The following is a 17,753-nucleotide window of genomic DNA, read 5'->3' on the forward strand; positions in this document are numbered from 1 at the left end:
AAATAAATTTAAACTTATGCTATGAAATCATGAATTTCTTTGGATATTTTACCTATAGTATCTTTTGCCTCATAATTAAATTGTACACTCCTAACAAATACTCCCAGTATATATTCAGCGTTTTCTGTTCTAAATATTCCAATATCATGGTTTAAGTGAGGTAAATCACCTGTTTTATGAGCACATCTAATATCGTCACATAAATATCTTAATAAAACCTCACAATCAGTGTTGTTACTTAGAATCTTTAGCATTAAATCACACATATCAGGGCTTAATATTTTCTTATTATATATTTTACTGAATAGTGTTAACATGTCAAAAGCAGTGGTTATGTTCTCTCTGCCTTCTTTTGCAGCATTGGAATCCATCATTTTTCTTCTTAATAGAGTGGTTTTTAATCCGATTTTTTTACCGTAGTTATTTATGCTATCCATTGTTAAAAGATCTATTAATATGTTTGAAGCAGTGTTATCACTGGATATTATCATGAGAGTTAAAAGGTCTATAAGTGGATATATTTTATTTGTTAGACAGGTTACTATGCTGTAGTTTACTTTGTCTGAAGACTTTATTTCGATTTTTTCCTCCAAGGCATGATTTCCGCTTAGAACTTCATTTAAGGCTTCAGCCATTATGAGAACTTTTATTGTACTTGCAGAAGGAAACACTTCATTTTCTTTTATATAAATATGATTTGAAGGTTTTTTAAGATCTAAAAAGACTAACGAAATATCTTCCTTATTTGAAGTTATAAGATTTTCAATAGTCTTCTTTAGAATGTTTATATTATACAATTTATCACCACCTCTACATTAAGTATAATTTACCATAATAGTAAATAAAATTCAAACATAGTATGTAAAGAAATATACATCGTGTATGGTTTATTAAGTAAATATTGAATAAAAATACCAAATAAAGTACAATTTATATGAAATATAATTTTAACAAAGTGAGGATAAATTAATGTACGGTAGTTTGATTCGCATAAAAGAGATAATTAACGATTTAAATCCATCAGAAAGAAAAATAGCAGAATACATTTTAAATAATTCTAAGGCAATATCAGATTTATCTATAAAGGAGCTTGCAGGTAAAAGTGGTTCTTCCAAGTCAGCTGTAGTAAGGCTTTGCAAAATTTTAAACTATAAGGGATATAAGGAGTTTAGAATAGCTATAGCTAAGGATACGGTTAATGTGGACAAAGAAGAAAATAGGTATACAGATATAAATCCAAAGGATGATTTACATACAATAATAAAGAATATAAGCTACAATAATAAAAAATCAATAGATAATACGATGGAGGTATTATCAGAGGAATTAGTTGAAAAAGCTTCAGAGGCCATTTCAAAGGCATACAGAGTTGATTTTTACGGCATAGGGGCATCTTATATAGTTGCTATGGATGCATTCCAAAAGTTTATGAGGATAAATAAAAATGTGAGGGCTACACCGGATACGCATCTTCAAGTGGAGTTTGCCTCAAACTTAAAAAAAGGGGATGTTGCAGTTGCTATATCATATACGGGAGAAACGAAGGATACCTTTGAATCCATTAAGGCAGCTAAGGAAGCAGGAGCTACTACAATAAGTGTAACTAAGTTTGGAAGTAATTCTATAAGCGATTTATGTGACATAAATTTATTTGTCTTGTCTCCAGAAATCACGTTTAGAAGTGGGGCTATGTCTTCAAGAATAGCTCAATTAAATGTTATAGATATACTGTTCACCTCTGTTGCAGGTCGTATGTTCGAGGAGGTTAAGGAATTCCTTGAAAATACAAGAAAGTCTACTAGGGTGAAGAGAATTAAATAAAAGGAAGTGTATTATTATGATTATTAAAGATATAGTCATAGGACACCTATCTGTACCACTAAAAAAGCCATTTAAAACTGCGGTAAGAAGCGTAAATAGTGTAAATGATGTGGTAGTAAAAATAATAACGGATACAGGAAACGTTGGCTTTGGCAGTGCTGCATCAACAGGACTTGTAACTGGCGATATCACAGAATCTATAGAAGGAGCAATAAATAATTATATTAAAAGAAGTATAGTGGGAATGGATATTGAAGACTTTGAAGCTATTTTAATAAAATTAGATAACTGCATAGTTGGAAATACAAGTGCTAAGGCAGCCGTTGATATTGCTCTTTATGATTTATATGGACAAAGATATGGGGCTCCATTATATAAACTTCTTGGTGGATTTAGAAATAAGCTTGAAACAGATATTACAATAAGCGTAAATTCTCCAGAGGAAATGAGCAGAGATAGTGTAGACGCGGTAAAGCTTGGATATAAGACTTTAAAAATAAAAGTTGGCAAGAATCCCAAGCTTGATATAAAGAGAATGCGTGAAATAAGAAAGGCTATTGGATATGAGGTTAATCTTAGGATAGATGCTAATCAAGGATGGCAGCCTAAGGAAGCTATAAGGGCATTAAATGAAATTGAAAATGAAGGTCTGAAAATAGAGCTTGTAGAACAGCCAGTTAAGGCATGGAATTTAGAAGGTCTTAAGATGGTAACTGATAATGTTAATATTCCAGTCATGGCTGATGAAAGTGTATTTTCCCCAAAAGATGCAGCTAGAGTGATGGAGATGCGAGCTTGTGATTTAATAAATATAAAGCTTATGAAAACAGGAGGAATACATAATGCACTTAAGATATGTGCCTTAGCTGAAGTTTACGGAATGGAATGTATGCTTGGATGTATGCTTGAAGGGAAGGTAAGTGTTACAGCAGCTGTTCATTTAGCTGCAGCTAAAAGAATAATAACAAAAATTGATTTGGATGGTCCAGTTCTTTGTAGTAGAGACGATGTAGTAGGTGGGGCGATGTATGATAACAGTAATATAGTGTTAGTAGATGAGCCTGGACTTGGAATTGAAGGAATAAATAATTAATGTGATAGATAAAAGATGCTGTTGTGTTCATATCTTTGAATATACTAACACGACAACACCTTTATTTGAGTTAAAAGTTGAATTCTATTTATAAATTCTGTTTTTAGATTTTAAGTCATACAATCTAACAGAAGTTGAAGATGTACGAATACCCAATGAATTATTTTTCTTTGAGCTTTTGGATGAAGTCATCCATTCTTTGTTAGGAACAAGCTTCCCATGTTTCCTAATCCAATTCATTATAGCAGTATTTGAATTACTACTACCGCCTAAATTAGCAAAACCTGTTGCTTTACCTTTATTAGTAGTAATCATAGCATATCTTAAAGATCCATTCTTAACTAATTGTTTAAATTTCTTTAGAGTAAGTATTGGATCTGAGCCACTAAAACCGCCTAAGGTTAGTATAGGTTTACCTGTTTTAAGTATTAAATCTGAACCATAAATAGTTGCTGAGGGCACTTCAACAAGATATTTCTCATTTTTTCTATTGGTGTTTAAGAAATTTATGAGCCTTGATATATTAGCTGAGCTTATATTAGCATAATTTCTAGAATTACTATTAAAGAGCTCTAACCCAGCAGAGGGGCTGCTTCCATTCATTTTATGGAATATTGGAGTAGCAGACCATATAACTGGAGCAATTAAAAGTCCTGCGAAGCCAGTATATATAAGATTTCTATTTAATATCATATTATTTTTTCCTTGACTAATCATAATTAACACTAAAATTACCATAGGTAAAATACCTAAAAGTAAAATCATTAAAATAACAATTTTGTAGCCAGTTGAACTGTTGAATTTATAGCCTAATATTATGATTTCAGTAAGGGCGTTTACAATGAAAGCTACTGGAAGAATCCATTTCCATCTTGGAAGGTCTTTAAATAGCTTTAACATAGTAACTAAACCTATTCCAGTTAAAGCAGCTATTGAAGGTGCCATTGTGGTTAAATAATAAGTATGAGTTACATTCCTTGAAAAGCTAAAGTATATAAACTCAGGTAGTAACCATGTGAACCAAAACAATAATGCTAATTTTCGTTTGTTGTTGAAAGGAAATTTGAAATTTTCTTTAACAGAAGCTATTACAAAACCAATCAAAGCAAAAGGAAGCAGCCATGATATTTGATCAGACATATTGTTGCCGGAAAATAATTTTAAAATTCCAGGTTGTGAAATTTGAGCGTTATTCTTTGATAGACGCGACATAAAAGACTTATTCTTAAAAGATTTTATAGGTGGATTATTTCTGTTTAAGCTTCTCTTACTACCATGATTACTAGCATTATTTATATTTACTCCAATTCGTTGTAAACCGTTATGGCCTATTATGAGCTGAAGAACTGTATTATTGTTACTGCTACCTATATAAGGTCTATTTTTGGCAGGAACAAAATCAGTAACTACAGCCCAAGATAGCGATACTAATAAAAGTATAATTGTACCAAGAGCTAAATGTTTTATTCTTTTTTTAAAAGGTAAAGTAGAAGAAAGTAGATATGTTATGTATATGGCAGGAGCCACCATGTATGCCTCTACCATTTTTATGTTAAAACCTATTCCCACAACAGCTAAGCTTATTAAAAGATATTTTAGTTTTCCATTTTCAGCCGCTATAGATAAGGCCCAAGCTGAAAGCACTAAGGATAAAACAAGTAAATTGTCTATCGTATTATTTCTACTTGCAGCTACAAATATTGGAGTTATAGCAAGGCATAATGCTGCAATTAATCCTGCGGGTTTTCCAAAGGACCTTTTTACAAGATAATATATAATCAAAACAGAAAGGACTCCTGCAATAGCTTGAGGCAGAATTATACTCCACCCTTTGAAGCCAAATACTTTTGCGAATATGGTTTGTATCCAAAAGCCTACGGGAGGCTTATCTATAGTTACAAATCCAGATGGGTCGTAGGAAGCGAAAAAGAAATTTTTAAAATTCATCATCATACTCTTAACACCGGCGGCATAAAAGGTATTGGCATAGCCTTCTATGCCAATGTTTGCAAAATTTAATATTGCAGATAAAACTAAAATTAATGATAATAAGAGCTTATCCGTTCTTAATTCTATTTTATCCTTCAATTTAACTTCACCTCACTTGGTTCAACTTCCTTAATGTTCTCTTTATAATTTATTGTGCTAGCAATTATATAGTTAGGTCTAGCTTTACTTTCATCAGAAATTCTTCCAATGTATTGACCGAGTATTCCAAGGATAATAAAAATTAGACCAAACATGCAAAGATTAATAGCTAGAATAAGTCCGAGAGTTAAAATTGTTTTATGACTATAAAGGTTTTTGGCAGTTACATATATGAAGGCAAGTAATCCGAGTAAAAACATTAATCCACCTAAATAAGTGGAAGCTACAAGAGGCTTATATGAAAATGAAGTTATACCATCAAAGGCCAACTTTAGCATTTTTTTAAGAGGATACTTTGAAGCGCCAGCAAATCTTTCTTGCCGTGTAAATTCAACAAAGGTTTGTTTAAAACCAACCCAACTAACAAGACCACGTACATATCTGTTTCTTTCAGGAAGAGATGATAAGGTGTCACAAACCTTTCTATCGATTAATCTAAAATCTCCAGTATCTACAGGGATATCTATGTTAGTAATGCTTCTTAGTAATCTGTAAAATATTTTAGCCGTAAATTTTTTTAGGAAGGATTCGCCTTTTCTTTTGAGTCTCTTTCCATATACCACATCATAGCCATCTTTCCATTTATCAATCATTTGTGGAATTACCTCAGGTGGGTCTTGAAGATCTGCATCTATTACAATAATAGCATCTCCTGCTGAGAGTTCCATACCGGCCGATATTGCGCATTGATGTCCAAAATTTCTTGAAAAGTTTACAAGCTTAATTCTTTTATCCTTTTCACATATTTTTTCAACTTTATTCATTGTGGAGTCCTTACTGCCATCATTTACATACATGATTTCATAATTTTCCTTAAGAGAATCCATTATTTTTTTTAATCTCATGTAGTTTTCATCAATGACAAGTTCTTCGTTATACAAAGGAACCACTATAGAATAAACCACCGTATTATACAATTTACCTCACCCCATTCATATTTGATATTGTTTACTTTTAATTATTGCAGTTGGTAATATAAGATCAATATTACTTTATTTAGGTGTCAGTTAAGTTTCATATTTATTAATAATATGTAAATAATGGATGCGTATTTATAAATTTTAACATTAATTACAAATAAGCTCAAGGAATATGGTTTCAAAGGGGAGAGGTATGGTATTAAAATTAAATATATAATAGCATGGAATAAAAGTTTAGCTATTTGCAATAAAGGGTTATTAACAAATAGCTAACATATATTTTAAGATTTATACTGTGATTTATTATTTTTGTAACTTAAGCAGCTTTTTGCTCCACTCATTCATGATTACAAGGGCAGGAAGTAAGTCATTACATCGATCAGTTAAGGAATATTCTACATGGGGTGGTATTTTGTTGTACTCAACTCTTTTAACAAGACCATATTGTTCTAAAGATTGCAAGGAACGAGTTAACATTATATTTGTAATTTTAGGTAAACTTCGTTTGATCTCGTTATAGCGCATACTTTTATTAACAGATAGTTGCCAAATAATTGGTATTCGCCATTTACCTCCAATAACATCAAAGGTATGAACTAAGGGGCATATTTCACAAGAAATAGATGACTGTTTCTTATTGTTTTCATTCATTGGTATTCCTCCAAAACTAAGGCACAAAAATGTGCGTACTTGATATTTTGTTCCTTTGTAAAATATAATAATAACATACCATATAAAACATTAAGTGTAAATTAAAAGTAAAAGAGGAGTGGTATTTTTGAAGAAGCTATTTACTGAAATTAATATTAAAAACTTAAAGATAAAGAATCGTGTCTGTATTCCACCAATGGTTGTACCAGTAGCAGAGGATGGATATGTAACATCATCAAATGTAGAACGTTATAAGGAATTAGCTAAAGGTGGACCAGGATTAATAATTCAAGAAGCAACTTGTATTAATGAGGATGGAAAGCTGGCAGAAAAACAAATAGGAATATGGAGCGATGACCAAGTAGAAGGACTAAGAAAAATCGTTGATGCAGTTCATGAAGAAGGATGTCCAATATTTGTTCAAATACATCATGCTGGTGTTGTTGGAATATCAGAAGAGCCATTATGCCCAAGCCCTTATGAATTCAATGGATATGGTAGAAAAGTTGTTGGACGTGAAATGACTTTAGAAGACATAAAGTCAGTACAAAATGACTACATTGAAGCAGCAAGAAGAGCTTATGAAGCAGGATATGATGGTATTGAACTTCACGGATGTCATGGATATCTAATATGCCAATTTTTAAATAAAAGAGTAAACAAAAGAAATGATGAATACGGCAAAAATCCTGAAAACTTTGTAATAGAAATATTAGAAGGAATAAGAAAAGTAACACCAAAGGAATTTATTGTTGGAATCAGATTAGGTGGTTTTGAACCAGCAATAGAGGATGGAATACATTATGCAAAAATATTTGAGCAACAGGGTATAGATTTTCTGGATGTTTCTTACGGATTTTCAAATGGACAGGAAATTAATGTAGGAGAAGATTACAAATATTCTAATGCTGTTTATGCAGCTGAAAGAATTAAAAAAGAGGTTTCAGTTCCTGTATTTGCAGTTGATGGAATCAATTCAGGTGATATGGCAGAAGCAATATTAAATGAAACAAATGTGGATTTAGTAGATATAGCTAGAGGAGCACTTATAAATCCTAACTGGGCAAATGATGCTAGGGAAGGTAAGGACACTGGAAAGTGTTTAAGATGTTCAAAGTGTGCTTGGTTTGGTTTGTCTAAAGCTTGTCCAGGAAGAGCTATTTTTAGTAGAAATAATGCCTAAAAAAAATAATGTTTAAAAAAGAAGCTAGTAGTGCTGTGAAATTATTTAGATTTTGCAGTTCAGCTAGCTTCTTTTTATGTTTTTTCAAACATTGACAACATTAGGACAATTATATTAGAATTAAAATAGTTTTAATTCTAATAATTTTAATTAGAATTATTTGAAAGAGAGGAGTAAGGATGAATAAGACATTGCACTATTTGTTACTAAGCACGAATTCAACTTTTCATAAAAAGGTATTTGCCAATTTAAACAGTACAGAACTTACGCATGGACAGCCTAAAGTGCTTGATTATTTAAAATATCATGATGGCTGTGTTCAAAAGGATATTGCTGCGGCGTGTGAGATAGAATCATCTACGGTAACTAGTCTTCTTTTGCGAATGGAGAAGTCAGGTTTAATTGAGAGAAGGATGCTTAATGGAAATAGGCGCTCATTATATGTGTTTCTTACTGAAAAGGGTAAGGAAGCTTTAGAGAAAGTTACTAGCGTGTTTGATGAGCTCGAAAAAATTGCGTTTGATGGATTTTCTGAGGATGAGAAAGTCGATTTCATTGAAAAGTTTTTTAGAATTTATAATAATCTTACGGAAGAAAAATAATTAGGAGGTATTTTTGTACATATGTCAAAAAAAGAATTGCTTAAAAGATATATATTTTTTCTTATAGGACTGTTTGTTAATGCCCTTGGAGTTAGCTTTATAACAAAAGCAAAGCTTGGAACATCACCGATTTCAAGTGTCCCTTACACACTTAGTATGGGCTTTCCACTTACAATGGGAACTTTTACTTTTATATTAAATATGTTTTTAATTGTTGGACAAGTAATATTTTTAGGAAAGGATTTTAAAAAAGTTCAGCTAATGCAAATACCTATTTCGCTTGTTTTTGGATATTTTATTGATTTTACTATGTCACTGCTTTCAGTGCTAAATCCAACAACATATGTTTTTAAGCTTGTATTTTTATTGATAGGATGTTTTATTCTTGCACTAGGGGTAAGTATAGAGGTAATTGCTAATGTAGTTATGCTTTCTGGAGAGGCATTTGTAAGTGCAATTTCAACTAAATTTAAGAGGGAATTTGGAACAATTAAAGTTTGCTTTGATATAACTTTAGTTGTTTTATCTATTATAATTTCATTGCTAATGTTCCGTAAGGTTGCAGGAGTAAGAGAAGGCACTATTGTTGCTGCATTAATTGTTGGTATAATTGCAAGAATTTTGAGTAAAGGATTAGGTTTTATAAATACTAAAATACTTATGGATAGACAAGACTTAGAGGAAGAAGAAAGTATGGTTTCATAAAAAAGAAAATTATATAAATCAAGTGGCTGTTACATTAAAACAATGCAACAGCCACTATTGTCTAGAACTTAAAGTCATCTTATTACAACTCATAAACATAGTTACACACCTAAATAACCCTTTTATACTTTTATTTAAGCATCTCATTACACTTATAAATCTTCATTCGACTCTATTAACATACCTTAAAAACTATATTAATATTTCAATTAATATAACCCTTAGAATTAGTGGTGCTATGCCACATAAAACATACGGCACATTAAAAAATCTTCGCTTGACTATTATAAATATCTTAGAACCATATATAGTTTAGTCTATATAAAGCTTTATGGACACCTGTAATAATCGTCCATTAACATGTATAAAACCTCACATATAAATAACTACTAAAAAAGTAATCAAGTTTAAATTTAATCCTATACACATCGCAGGTCGAATAATTTCGAGCTATTTTTCAAACCCTAGTTACTCTTCGCTCAACAACTTTAAATCCTTTGACAATATATATGATAACCATATTATTTTTTTTATATACGCAAAGATTAAAATTTTGTAGTAGCCATTATTTGGAACTTTAGGTTACAGGCTATTTCTAGGGAAGAAGTATATAGAAGATTACTAATATAGTTATAGTGCCTACATTTCATACAGCAAAAAGGTGGAAGGGGATATACAATAATGACACATTGACATAAGGTTTCCTTTACTTTATAATTGATAACGATATTCAGTATCAATTATAAAGTAAAGGAGATAGTTTATGGTATTTATTTGGTCACTGATTTTTATAGTAATTTTATCCGTAGTATTTACAACTAATATAAAGAAAAATTACAAGGGATGGTATGCTTTAGCGAGTTTTATTTCAATATTAGTAAGCATTTATGAGGTAATGAGAATAGTTTCACACCCTAAGCTTAATGGTGTGATTTTAAGTATTGAACAAGCCTTTATGAAAGGTAATGTAGCTATAGCATTTTTTATTTTAGTTATGTTTGCAGGTGCATTAAGTACAAAACAAGTAATTGGAAAAAAGTTAATGAGTATAAGAGCTGAACTTGCTATTTTAGGGTCTATATTGATATTACCACATGGAATTATATATTTTGTTAGATTTTTGATTATAAAACTTCCTAAAATACTCAATGGAAAAGCAAATGCTACTCTCTATTTAATCTACATATCCATTGGAATAATTGCTTTTATAATTATGATTCCATTATTCATAACATCTTTTAAGAGTGTAAGAAAAAGGCTTGGAGGCTTTAGATGGAAGAAGCTTCATAGGTGGTCATATGTTTTTTATTGTCTTATATACTTACATATTATCTTGGCACTGCTTAATGGTAAGATTAATTTTATAAAGATAATTTTATATACTTTTATTTTTATGGTTTATACTGTAATGAAGTTCATAAAGCATAGAAATATTAAACTTAGAAGAAAAAGTTAATCACATTTAAAGTGTATTTTGTTCACTAAATGTGGATAACCCATATATATAAATAAGAAGCTGTGGATTAGTCTATAGCTTTTTTCTTTTAAATACAAAAATAGATATGATTAAAAGAAACAAAGTTAATAAAGTAGAGATTATAGAAGCAATAGAAATCGGATTGAAGGCTTTGATTTTAGGAAGTCTATTATTCGTTATACTGATTGTAATGTAAAAACTGTGCTATCACAATTTACAGTGTTCAAAGAACATTTCGCTGCCCAATCTATCTTGAATTTGTTCAATAATTTTTTTAATATCTGATTCTTTTCCAGAAGTTAAGAACCACTTTAGTGAGGTTAGTACTAAAGAGGAGTAAAGGGTTGAATAGTAGTCTAATAAAGAGCTGTCTGTACAGTTACTATGAACTATTAAGTATTTCATGAAGTTCTTCTTTAGTAAATTTTCAATATCATCATATAGGTGGAGAGTGCCTGTTCGAATCTTCCATAAAGCTAGTATGGCTTTTTTTTGGTCATATAAATGCAGATAGGCTTTGTAAATAGTAGAAAAAAGATCATTTCCTTTTTTATCACTAAAGCGTTCATTAATAAATAAAGTGGCACTTTTTAAAATTTCATCGACAAGTTGTTCTGCTAATTCATATTTATCTGAGTAGTGGTTATAAAAAGTTGAACGATTAATTAAGGCCTTATCTAATATATTTTGTATGGTAATTTCGTTGAATTCTTTTTCAAAAAGTAAATCGATAAAGGTATTTTTAATATTGGTGCGTGTTTTAATTATTCTTAAGTCTATTTTAGATTGCATAACTTTTTTTCTCCATTCTATAATCAATTACTTTTAAACAAATAAATTTTAAGTTTCAGTATGGTTTATTATTAATCATACATATTAATTTTAACAAAATAAAAGGCAATTATCATTAAAATAATGTATTTTATATTGTTAAACAACAAAAATCATGAGATTTGTATATTATCAAATGATTCCTCATACTTTATTGGTTGTTAATTACTCAAAAAAAAAATAAAATAAGAACATACAAACGAGAGCGCCTCTCAATAAATTAAGAAATAGATAAGGTGATGAATTTTATGAAAAATACAGAAATAAGAAAAAATATATTCCCAGTTGGATTTTATGATGATATACACCCAGATTTTAGTGTTAATTTTCAGATGAACCGCTGCTATACCATGACAAATGATGATGTTATGCTTAAAGAGATGAGAGAAATAAGTCCAAGCATTCATAATTATGAAGAATTCATTGAGAAATTCCTAGAGCTATATAATAAAGCATTAAATGAAGGACATAAATTAAGAGCGGCATATTATCTAAGAACAGCGGAATTTTATATGACGGCAGATCATCCTCAAAAGCAAAATTACCGTAAACAGTTTATTTCACTAATGCAAGAGTATTTTAACATCAGTGATGAACAGCCATATAAAGTTCCTTATGAGAATGGATTCCTCCCTGCTTATCGTTTTACTTCAGAAGCTCCAAAGGGTACAATTGTAATGTTCGGAGGGTTCGATAGCTACGTAGAAGAAATGTTTAAAATGGCTTTATTTCTTAAAGAAGCTGGATATGATGTGGTATTTTTCGATGGGCCAGGACAAGGTTCAGCTCTTGAGGATTATAAAATACCAATGACTCATGAATGGGAGAAACCTGTAAAATCAATATTGGATTACTTTGAACTTGATGATGTAACGTTATTAGGAATATCTTTAGGTGGTTATTTAACAGTAAGAGCTGCTGCATTTGAAAAACGAGTGCACCGTGTTATTGCAGATGATATTCTTTCAAATTTTTACGAAGTAGTACTAAATACACTTCCTTCACAATTAAAAGAAAAAGTAAATTCTCTTATGTCTGATGGAAATGAGCAAGAAGTGAATATTTTATTTAAAGACTTAATGAAGAAAAGTCTTATGGTAGAATGGGCAATAAATCAGGGTATGCATATTACAGGAAGTAAGACACCGTATGAATTCTTGAATAAAATTTTGCTTTACAATACATCTAAAATATCAGAAAAACTAGAGCAGGATGTTCTTCTTATGGCAGCACAAGAAGATCATTATATCCCACTAAATCAATTTTTCGACCAAAGTAAATCTCTTATAAATGTGCGATCTTTAACAACTCGTATGTTCACTAGAAAAGAGACTGCTCAAAATCATTGCCAATCAGGAAACTTAGGACTTGCTTTTGAGGTTATAGCAAATTGGATAGAACAAATACAAAAGTAAAATGTGCTGGTATTGCATTGAAATAATTAAGCATTGTATAATCCCAATTCGGACATAAGATCACCAAAGTGATATTATGTCCGAATTGGGATTAAGATGAAAAGTATTGTAATTTACGAGTCAGTTCATCATGGTAATACGGAGAAGGTAGCAAAGGCAATGGTAGAAGAATTAAATGCGGAATGTATAAGAGCGCAAGATTTAAACCTTGAAAAGCTTAAAGATTATGATTTAATAGGATTTGGATCTGGAATATTCTATAATAAGTTTCATAAAAATATCTTAAAATTAGTAGGAAATATAGGAAAAGTTAATGGTAAAAAAGCAGTTGTGTTCTCAACTAGTGGTCAGGGAAGAGAGAGTAGCAACAAATCTTTAAGAAAGCAGCTTGAGGAAAAAGGATTTAAGGTAATAGGAAGTTTTGCGTGTAAGGGATTTGACACATTTGGACCACTTAAGCTTTTAGGAGGAATAGGTAAGGGAAGACCAGACCAAAAGGATATAGAAGAAGCTAAAAAGTTTGTACTAGGCTTGGAAAAAAATTTATAAAATTTATTAAGAGGTATCGTATAAATTAACATAAAGTAACCACATTGTTGTAACTCAATTGTCACAATAGTAAGTTATTATATAAAAAGAGCAGAGCAAATTAATATAATGTACAATCAGTCAGTTTGATCCCCCTTACTAACTGATTGTACATTATTTAACGTATATATAAATTTAGAAATACCTCTTTAAATTCTTTTAGCTTTTATAATAAGTCTATGAGTAGCTATTCTTATAGGAGTACAGGTAACTAAGGTCATAGTTGGATCTTTAGTCTGATCCAGTACATGAACTTCACTAGGAAGAACTACCTTAGTACTGTAAACCTTGTACTTAAAAGTGCCATTCACAGTTTCTACATCAATTTCATCACCGGAGCCTATTTCACCTAATCTGTTAAAGTACTCACCAAAAGTATAACTTCTGTGACCAGCAAGGCAAAAATTGCCGTTCTGTCCAGGCATAGAGGTATTCCTGAAGTGTCCTACTGCATATTTCAGTGTTTTAAGGTCAGTGCCTTCTCCTATCGCAACCTTTAAGTCTATTTTAGGAATTTTTAAAATGCCAATAGTGCCATCTTTTATTGTATCTTTAATTTCTGCTGCTTTTACTTTCTTATTATTTGAGTGTTTTATATTTTTTATTTTCTTTTCATAAGCATTTATCATGCTATTCTGTTTATGGTATGTCCAATATTTTGCACCTAGGGTAAAGCCTATTAATATAACTCCTGATGATATAAGTGTAGCTGCTATAATGTTTAACTTTTTCACTGAAAAATTCCTCCTTTTGGTAACATGAAGTGATTTCATATATGTATAAAGTAATATAGGAAAACTAACTCAACTGATATGAATAAGTTGAATTAGTTTCCCTGAAATTATAGTTAGGGTAAACTTAGCCGTAATTTTATTTAGTAGGACTTGATTTCTTTTTGTTTACGAATATTAAAATGGCACCTGAAGCAAGACAAATTAGGGCAATCGATAAAAGCATAGTAGCATCAAAAAATTCTCCTGTTTTAGGAAGCGAGCTTAAAGTTTGATTTGAAGATGTACTATTGCTGCTATTTGGAGTCGAGCTATTTGTATTATTAGTATTAGTGTCAGCTGGTGCCTTTAATTTAGCTAAAGCTGTTTCTGCATCAGTTAATTTTGAGTAATTTGTAACTAATGCTTTTTGAGGATCAGTTAGTGCATTGTAGGCAGCTCTTGCTGTAGTAATAGCTCCTTCATCATTTAAGGTTACATTATTTGGTATAGTGTTTATTTTTGATATTACATCATTTGCAGCTTGACTATTTGCAGCAGAAGCTTTTAAAGCTTGAATTTTATTTATGTCTTGAGTTAATTTATCAGCATTTGAAACTAACTGCTTTTGATCCGGCGTTAAAGAGTTGTAAGCATTTAATGCATTTTGTACATTAGCGTCATCGTTTAAGCTTATTGAAGTAGGGTCAGGTAAATTATTAATTGAGTTTATAACGCTTTGTGTATCAGGAGCCGGTGCAGAGGACTTAACCAAAGTATAGCTATCTGTTTGTGTCATAGTATCTGTTCTATAAGTATCTATTTTAAAGCTGTTACTTGTTACACTTACACGTGAAACTGTAGGCTCATGAAGCTGCTCTTTTTTAGCTTCATAATAATTATTTTGGTTAGGTTCTTTCATTTCGTAGTATTTACTTCCACTTGCAGAATTTGCAGTTATATATAAAGTTCCTTTTGGATTTATAATTCTTCCATCCTTATCAACTGTTTGGTCCTTAAGTGCTTGACCACCTTTCATTTGATAAGATCTTGTATAGCAGTGATCGTGACCATCTAAAACTACATCAATTCCGAATTCGTCAAAGATTGGAGGTAAATCACTTCTTCTTTGTATAATATCTGTATCAGTTTCATGATCAGCAGAGCTGTAAACTGAGTGATGTAGTACGGCAACCTTCCAAGTAACGTTTGGATTTTTGCTGATAGCATCTTTTATAAAAGCCTCATGTTCAGCTTCGTTCATGTCATTACTATTTAACATAAGATATAAAGTATTTCCGTATGTAAAATAGTAATCTGTTCCCGTAGTTGGAGCACTGCTAAAAGCACCATACGTATTTGATAAATTAGGAGCATTAAAATGAGTGTTATGACCAACTCCATAAGTTTCGTGGTTACCAGCAATTGAAGCAACAGGAAGACTTTTAAACTCATCTGGAGCGAAGTACTGGCTGTATTCTGTTTCATTACTTTGTCCATTAAGCTCTTTACCATTGTTAACCTGATCACCTAAAGAAATTAAAAAACTAGTATCTGAGAAAGTACCAGTCATTTTATCTAGTGATGATTTCCAACCAGCTCCATCGCTTGCTATATCACCACTCGCTCCAATCTGAGGGTCACCAGCAAATAAGAAACTATATTGGCTTGTATCATGTGTAGTAAAGGTATAAGTAGAACTCCAGTTTGATCCATCACCGAGGCGATATACATACTGGCTAGATGGCTTTAACCCACTGACTGAAACTTTATTAGATGTAAAGTTTAGATTTCCCTGTGATGTTTTTCCTGTAAAAGTAGAGCACTTATTTGCAGGGAAATCACTGTCATTAGCATCTGATTTAAGTGCTACCTCAACTGTAGGGGTTGCGTTACTGTTATTAGAGTACCAATTAAAATTTAATTCACTGGGATCACTACCTGGAGATAAGACTATATCGCTAAAATCTCCTGAGCCACTACTACCTGCTAGTGATATTGCAGCATTGTTATTAGAATTAGCAAATGTACTAATGCCTAAAGCAGTAGCTGATGACATTATAACAGTTACACCTACAGCTATAGCAATTAATTTTTTTCGGCTTTTCAATGATATCATCCTTCCTCTATATTACTTTAAATAATGCTTTTACCATATCAATGCTAGCATTTTTTCATTTGAATTACCTACACATCTGTGTAAATTTTTGTAAAAAATACATAACATAGAATTAACTTACTTTTTACACTCAATTAACTGTTTTTGTAAGTAAACGTTCTATAATAGGGTATAGAATTACATTGAATTGGAGGATAAGCATGAATAGTAGATTTAAAGGAATAAGAATAATCATTTTTAGTGCAATAGCAATATTTTTTTTGGCTTTTTTGTACATATTTAATATAACACATCCAGTTAAATTCAGCTATGAGAATGGAAAATCAAATGTTAAATATGAAAGAGCTAGGGTTTTAGAGGTTACTAATAACAATTTAAGAAAAAGTATAAATTTAACCAATATATATTTTGGGAGTCAAAAGGTTAAAGTTAAGGTGCTTACAGGTGAACATAAGGGGGATATCAAGGTGGTTCAAAATTATCTTACGGATATACATAATGTGTTCACTAGGAAGGGAATGGTAATTGTAATAGAAATAGATACTGTAAATCAAAGTAAGTATACTGCAATTGTATATAACTACTATAGAGCACCAGTGGAATACGCATTTATATTTATATTTTTTGCAGCGTTATGTTTTATAGGAGGAAAGAATGGATTTAAATCGATAATAGGAATAGTGTCTACATTGATATGTATAATATTCCTATTTGTTCCTATGATCTACAACGGGTATTCTCCTATATTAGCATGCCTTTTAATAGTAGTCTTAACAACCTGTACTACTTTGTTTTTACTTGATGGTATTAGTGCCAAAACAATATCCGCTGCATTTGGAACAATTTTAGGAGTGGTTATTTCAATTATTGTAGGAATTATTTTTGGAGGATTAAGTCATCTTTCAGGTTTAAATATGGAGAATGCAGAAACTTTAAGCTTGATTTCTACCAAAACAGATATGAAAGTTCAAGGCTTATTGCTAACTTGTGTAATTATAGCATCTTTAGGAGCACTTCTAGATTTAAGTGTATCCATAGCATCTTCAATACAAGAAGTGTATCAGTCAAACAAAAAGCTTACCGTAAAACAACTTTTTAAATCTGGGATGAATATAGGAAAAGATTTAATGGGGACTATGGCAAATACTCTTATTCTTGCGTTTACAGGATCTTCTCTTAATGTTCTGGTAGTTATATATGCCTATAATATTAGCTTTACTCAAATGATAAATATGGACATAATTAGTGTAGAGATAATCGAAGGAGTTGCCGGAAGTTTAGCGGTAGTTTTAACTGTACCAATTACCGCATTTATATGTTCCAAAATAATACCATTTGTAGATATGAAGCTTCTAGAGAAAAATGAAAAGAGTATTAACAAGTCTGCCGTTTAGTAATACAATGAAAGAGCAATAAATGGTTGATGAGTTTTTTTAAAAGTCTTACTAAAAGAGCTTATAGTATATCAAAAATAATAATATTATGGTTTA

General features: G+C 31.0%; 16 protein-coding genes. 9 read left to right on the top strand and 7 right to left on the bottom strand.

Features of this window, described 5'->3' with window-relative positions:
- Positions 1–14 precede the first annotated feature (14 nt).
- A complete protein-coding gene (locus CA_RS01080) occupies positions 15–797 on the bottom strand; it encodes a serine hydrolase (protein ID WP_010963514.1) in 783 nt (260 codons plus the stop codon).
- A 172-nt stretch (positions 798–969) separates the two neighbouring features.
- Here CA_RS01080 and CA_RS01085 point away from each other — a divergent pair, with 172 nt between their 5' ends.
- Positions 970–1,821: a MurR/RpiR family transcriptional regulator gene (locus tag CA_RS01085; protein ID WP_010963515.1), complete on the top strand. Its 852-nt coding sequence runs from the start codon at positions 970–972 to the stop codon at positions 1,819–1,821.
- A gap of 16 nt (positions 1,822–1,837) precedes the next feature.
- Entirely contained in the window at positions 1,838–2,914 is a 1,077-nt protein-coding gene (locus CA_RS01090; RefSeq protein ID WP_010963516.1) for a dipeptide epimerase, read from the top strand.
- Positions 2,915–2,998: 84 nt separating this feature from the next.
- Here the strand turns inward: CA_RS01090 and CA_RS01095 are convergent, their stop codons facing one another.
- From CA_RS01095 to CA_RS01105, 3 genes are all read right to left on the bottom strand, one after another.
- Entirely contained in the window at positions 2,999–5,002 is a 2,004-nt protein-coding gene (locus tag CA_RS01095; RefSeq protein WP_010963517.1) for an ArnT family glycosyltransferase, read from the bottom strand.
- Positions 4,999–5,979 carry a glycosyltransferase family 2 protein gene (locus tag CA_RS01100; RefSeq protein WP_010963518.1) on the bottom strand — a complete coding sequence of 327 codons (981 nt, stop codon included), beginning with the start codon at positions 5,977–5,979 and terminating at the stop codon, positions 4,999–5,001. The genes CA_RS01095 and CA_RS01100 overlap by 4 nt, the downstream gene beginning before the upstream one ends.
- Positions 5,980–6,285: 306 nt before the next feature.
- Complete coding sequence (locus CA_RS01105) at positions 6,286–6,633, bottom strand: winged helix-turn-helix transcriptional regulator (RefSeq protein ID WP_010963519.1); 348 nt, start codon at positions 6,631–6,633, stop codon at positions 6,286–6,288.
- A gap of 118 nt (positions 6,634–6,751) precedes the next feature.
- On the opposite strand from CA_RS01105, the gene CA_RS01110 reads away from it, so the two are divergent.
- The 4 genes from CA_RS01110 to CA_RS01130 all read left to right on the top strand — a co-directional run bounded on the left by CA_RS01110 (position 6,752) and on the right by CA_RS01130 (position 10,579).
- On the top strand, positions 6,752–7,816 hold the full coding sequence (locus CA_RS01110) for an NADH:flavin oxidoreductase (protein WP_242663040.1): 1,065 nt from the start codon (positions 6,752–6,754) through the stop codon (positions 7,814–7,816).
- A gap of 179 nt (positions 7,817–7,995) precedes the next feature.
- Positions 7,996–8,418 carry a MarR family winged helix-turn-helix transcriptional regulator gene (locus CA_RS01115; RefSeq protein ID WP_010963521.1) on the top strand — a complete coding sequence of 141 codons (423 nt, stop codon included), beginning with the start codon at positions 7,996–7,998 and terminating at the stop codon, positions 8,416–8,418.
- A gap of 21 nt (positions 8,419–8,439) precedes the next feature.
- Positions 8,440–9,123: a YczE/YyaS/YitT family protein gene (locus CA_RS01120; protein ID WP_010963522.1), complete on the top strand. Its 684-nt coding sequence runs from the start codon at positions 8,440–8,442 to the stop codon at positions 9,121–9,123.
- Positions 9,124–9,886: 763 nt separating this feature from the next.
- A complete protein-coding gene (locus CA_RS01130; RefSeq protein WP_010963524.1) occupies positions 9,887–10,579 on the top strand; it encodes a sulfite oxidase heme-binding subunit YedZ in 693 nt (230 codons plus the stop codon).
- A 228-nt stretch (positions 10,580–10,807) separates the two neighbouring features.
- Here the strand turns inward: CA_RS01130 and CA_RS01135 are convergent, their stop codons facing one another.
- Positions 10,808–11,392 carry a TetR/AcrR family transcriptional regulator gene (locus tag CA_RS01135; RefSeq protein WP_010963525.1) on the bottom strand — a complete coding sequence of 195 codons (585 nt, stop codon included), beginning with the start codon at positions 11,390–11,392 and terminating at the stop codon, positions 10,808–10,810.
- Between the two features lie 287 nt (positions 11,393–11,679).
- Here CA_RS01135 and CA_RS01140 point away from each other — a divergent pair, with 287 nt between their 5' ends.
- A complete protein-coding gene (locus tag CA_RS01140; protein ID WP_010963526.1) occupies positions 11,680–12,846 on the top strand; it encodes an alpha/beta hydrolase in 1,167 nt (388 codons plus the stop codon).
- Positions 12,847–12,942: 96 nt separating this feature from the next.
- Positions 12,943–13,395 (top strand): flavodoxin family protein, encoded by a 453-nt coding sequence (locus tag CA_RS01145; protein ID WP_010963527.1) that lies wholly within the window; start codon positions 12,943–12,945, stop codon positions 13,393–13,395.
- Positions 13,396–13,583: 188 nt separating this feature from the next.
- Here the strand turns inward: CA_RS01145 and CA_RS01150 are convergent, their stop codons facing one another.
- Together CA_RS01150 and CA_RS01155 are read right to left on the bottom strand one after the other, a co-directional pair.
- Positions 13,584–14,168 (bottom strand): class D sortase, encoded by a 585-nt coding sequence (locus CA_RS01150; RefSeq protein WP_010963528.1) that lies wholly within the window; start codon positions 14,166–14,168, stop codon positions 13,584–13,586.
- Positions 14,169–14,304: 136 nt separating this feature from the next.
- A complete protein-coding gene (locus tag CA_RS01155) occupies positions 14,305–16,263 on the bottom strand; it encodes a fibronectin type III domain-containing protein (RefSeq protein WP_010963529.1) in 1,959 nt (652 codons plus the stop codon).
- 200 nt (positions 16,264–16,463) lie between these two features.
- Here CA_RS01155 and CA_RS01160 point away from each other — a divergent pair, with 200 nt between their 5' ends.
- Positions 16,464–17,657, top strand: a complete 1,194-nt coding sequence (locus CA_RS01160) for a YibE/F family protein (protein WP_010963530.1) — start codon at positions 16,464–16,466, stop codon at positions 17,655–17,657.
- Positions 17,658–17,753 lie beyond the last annotated feature (96 nt).

It is taken from the genome of Clostridium acetobutylicum ATCC 824 (genome assembly GCF_000008765.1).
Classification (GTDB): domain Bacteria; phylum Bacillota; class Clostridia; order Clostridiales; family Clostridiaceae; genus Clostridium_S; species Clostridium_S acetobutylicum.

Bases quoted from the DNA above. Each gene is read 5' to 3' on its own strand.
- CA_RS01115 (WP_010963521.1), top strand. From the start codon at position 7,996: ATGAATAAGACATTGCACTATTTGTTACTAAGCACGAATTCAACTTTT.
- CA_RS01140 (WP_010963526.1), top strand. From the start codon at position 11,680: ATGAAAAATACAGAAATAAGAAAAAATATATTCCCAGTTGGATTTTAT.
- CA_RS01105 (WP_010963519.1), bottom strand. From the start codon at position 6,633: ATGAATGAAAACAATAAGAAACAGTCATCTATTTCTTGTGAAATATGC.
- CA_RS01160 (WP_010963530.1), top strand. From the start codon at position 16,464: ATGAATAGTAGATTTAAAGGAATAAGAATAATCATTTTTAGTGCAATA.
- CA_RS01135 (WP_010963525.1), bottom strand. From the start codon at position 11,392: ATGCAATCTAAAATAGACTTAAGAATAATTAAAACACGCACCAATATT.
- CA_RS01145 (WP_010963527.1), top strand. From the start codon at position 12,943: ATGAAAAGTATTGTAATTTACGAGTCAGTTCATCATGGTAATACGGAG.
- CA_RS01120 (WP_010963522.1), top strand. From the start codon at position 8,440: ATGTCAAAAAAAGAATTGCTTAAAAGATATATATTTTTTCTTATAGGA.
- CA_RS01130 (WP_010963524.1), top strand. From the start codon at position 9,887: ATGGTATTTATTTGGTCACTGATTTTTATAGTAATTTTATCCGTAGTA.
- CA_RS01085 (WP_010963515.1), top strand. From the start codon at position 970: ATGTACGGTAGTTTGATTCGCATAAAAGAGATAATTAACGATTTAAAT.
- CA_RS01155 (WP_010963529.1), bottom strand. From the start codon at position 16,263: ATGATATCATTGAAAAGCCGAAAAAAATTAATTGCTATAGCTGTAGGT.
- CA_RS01090 (WP_010963516.1), top strand. From the start codon at position 1,838: ATGATTATTAAAGATATAGTCATAGGACACCTATCTGTACCACTAAAA.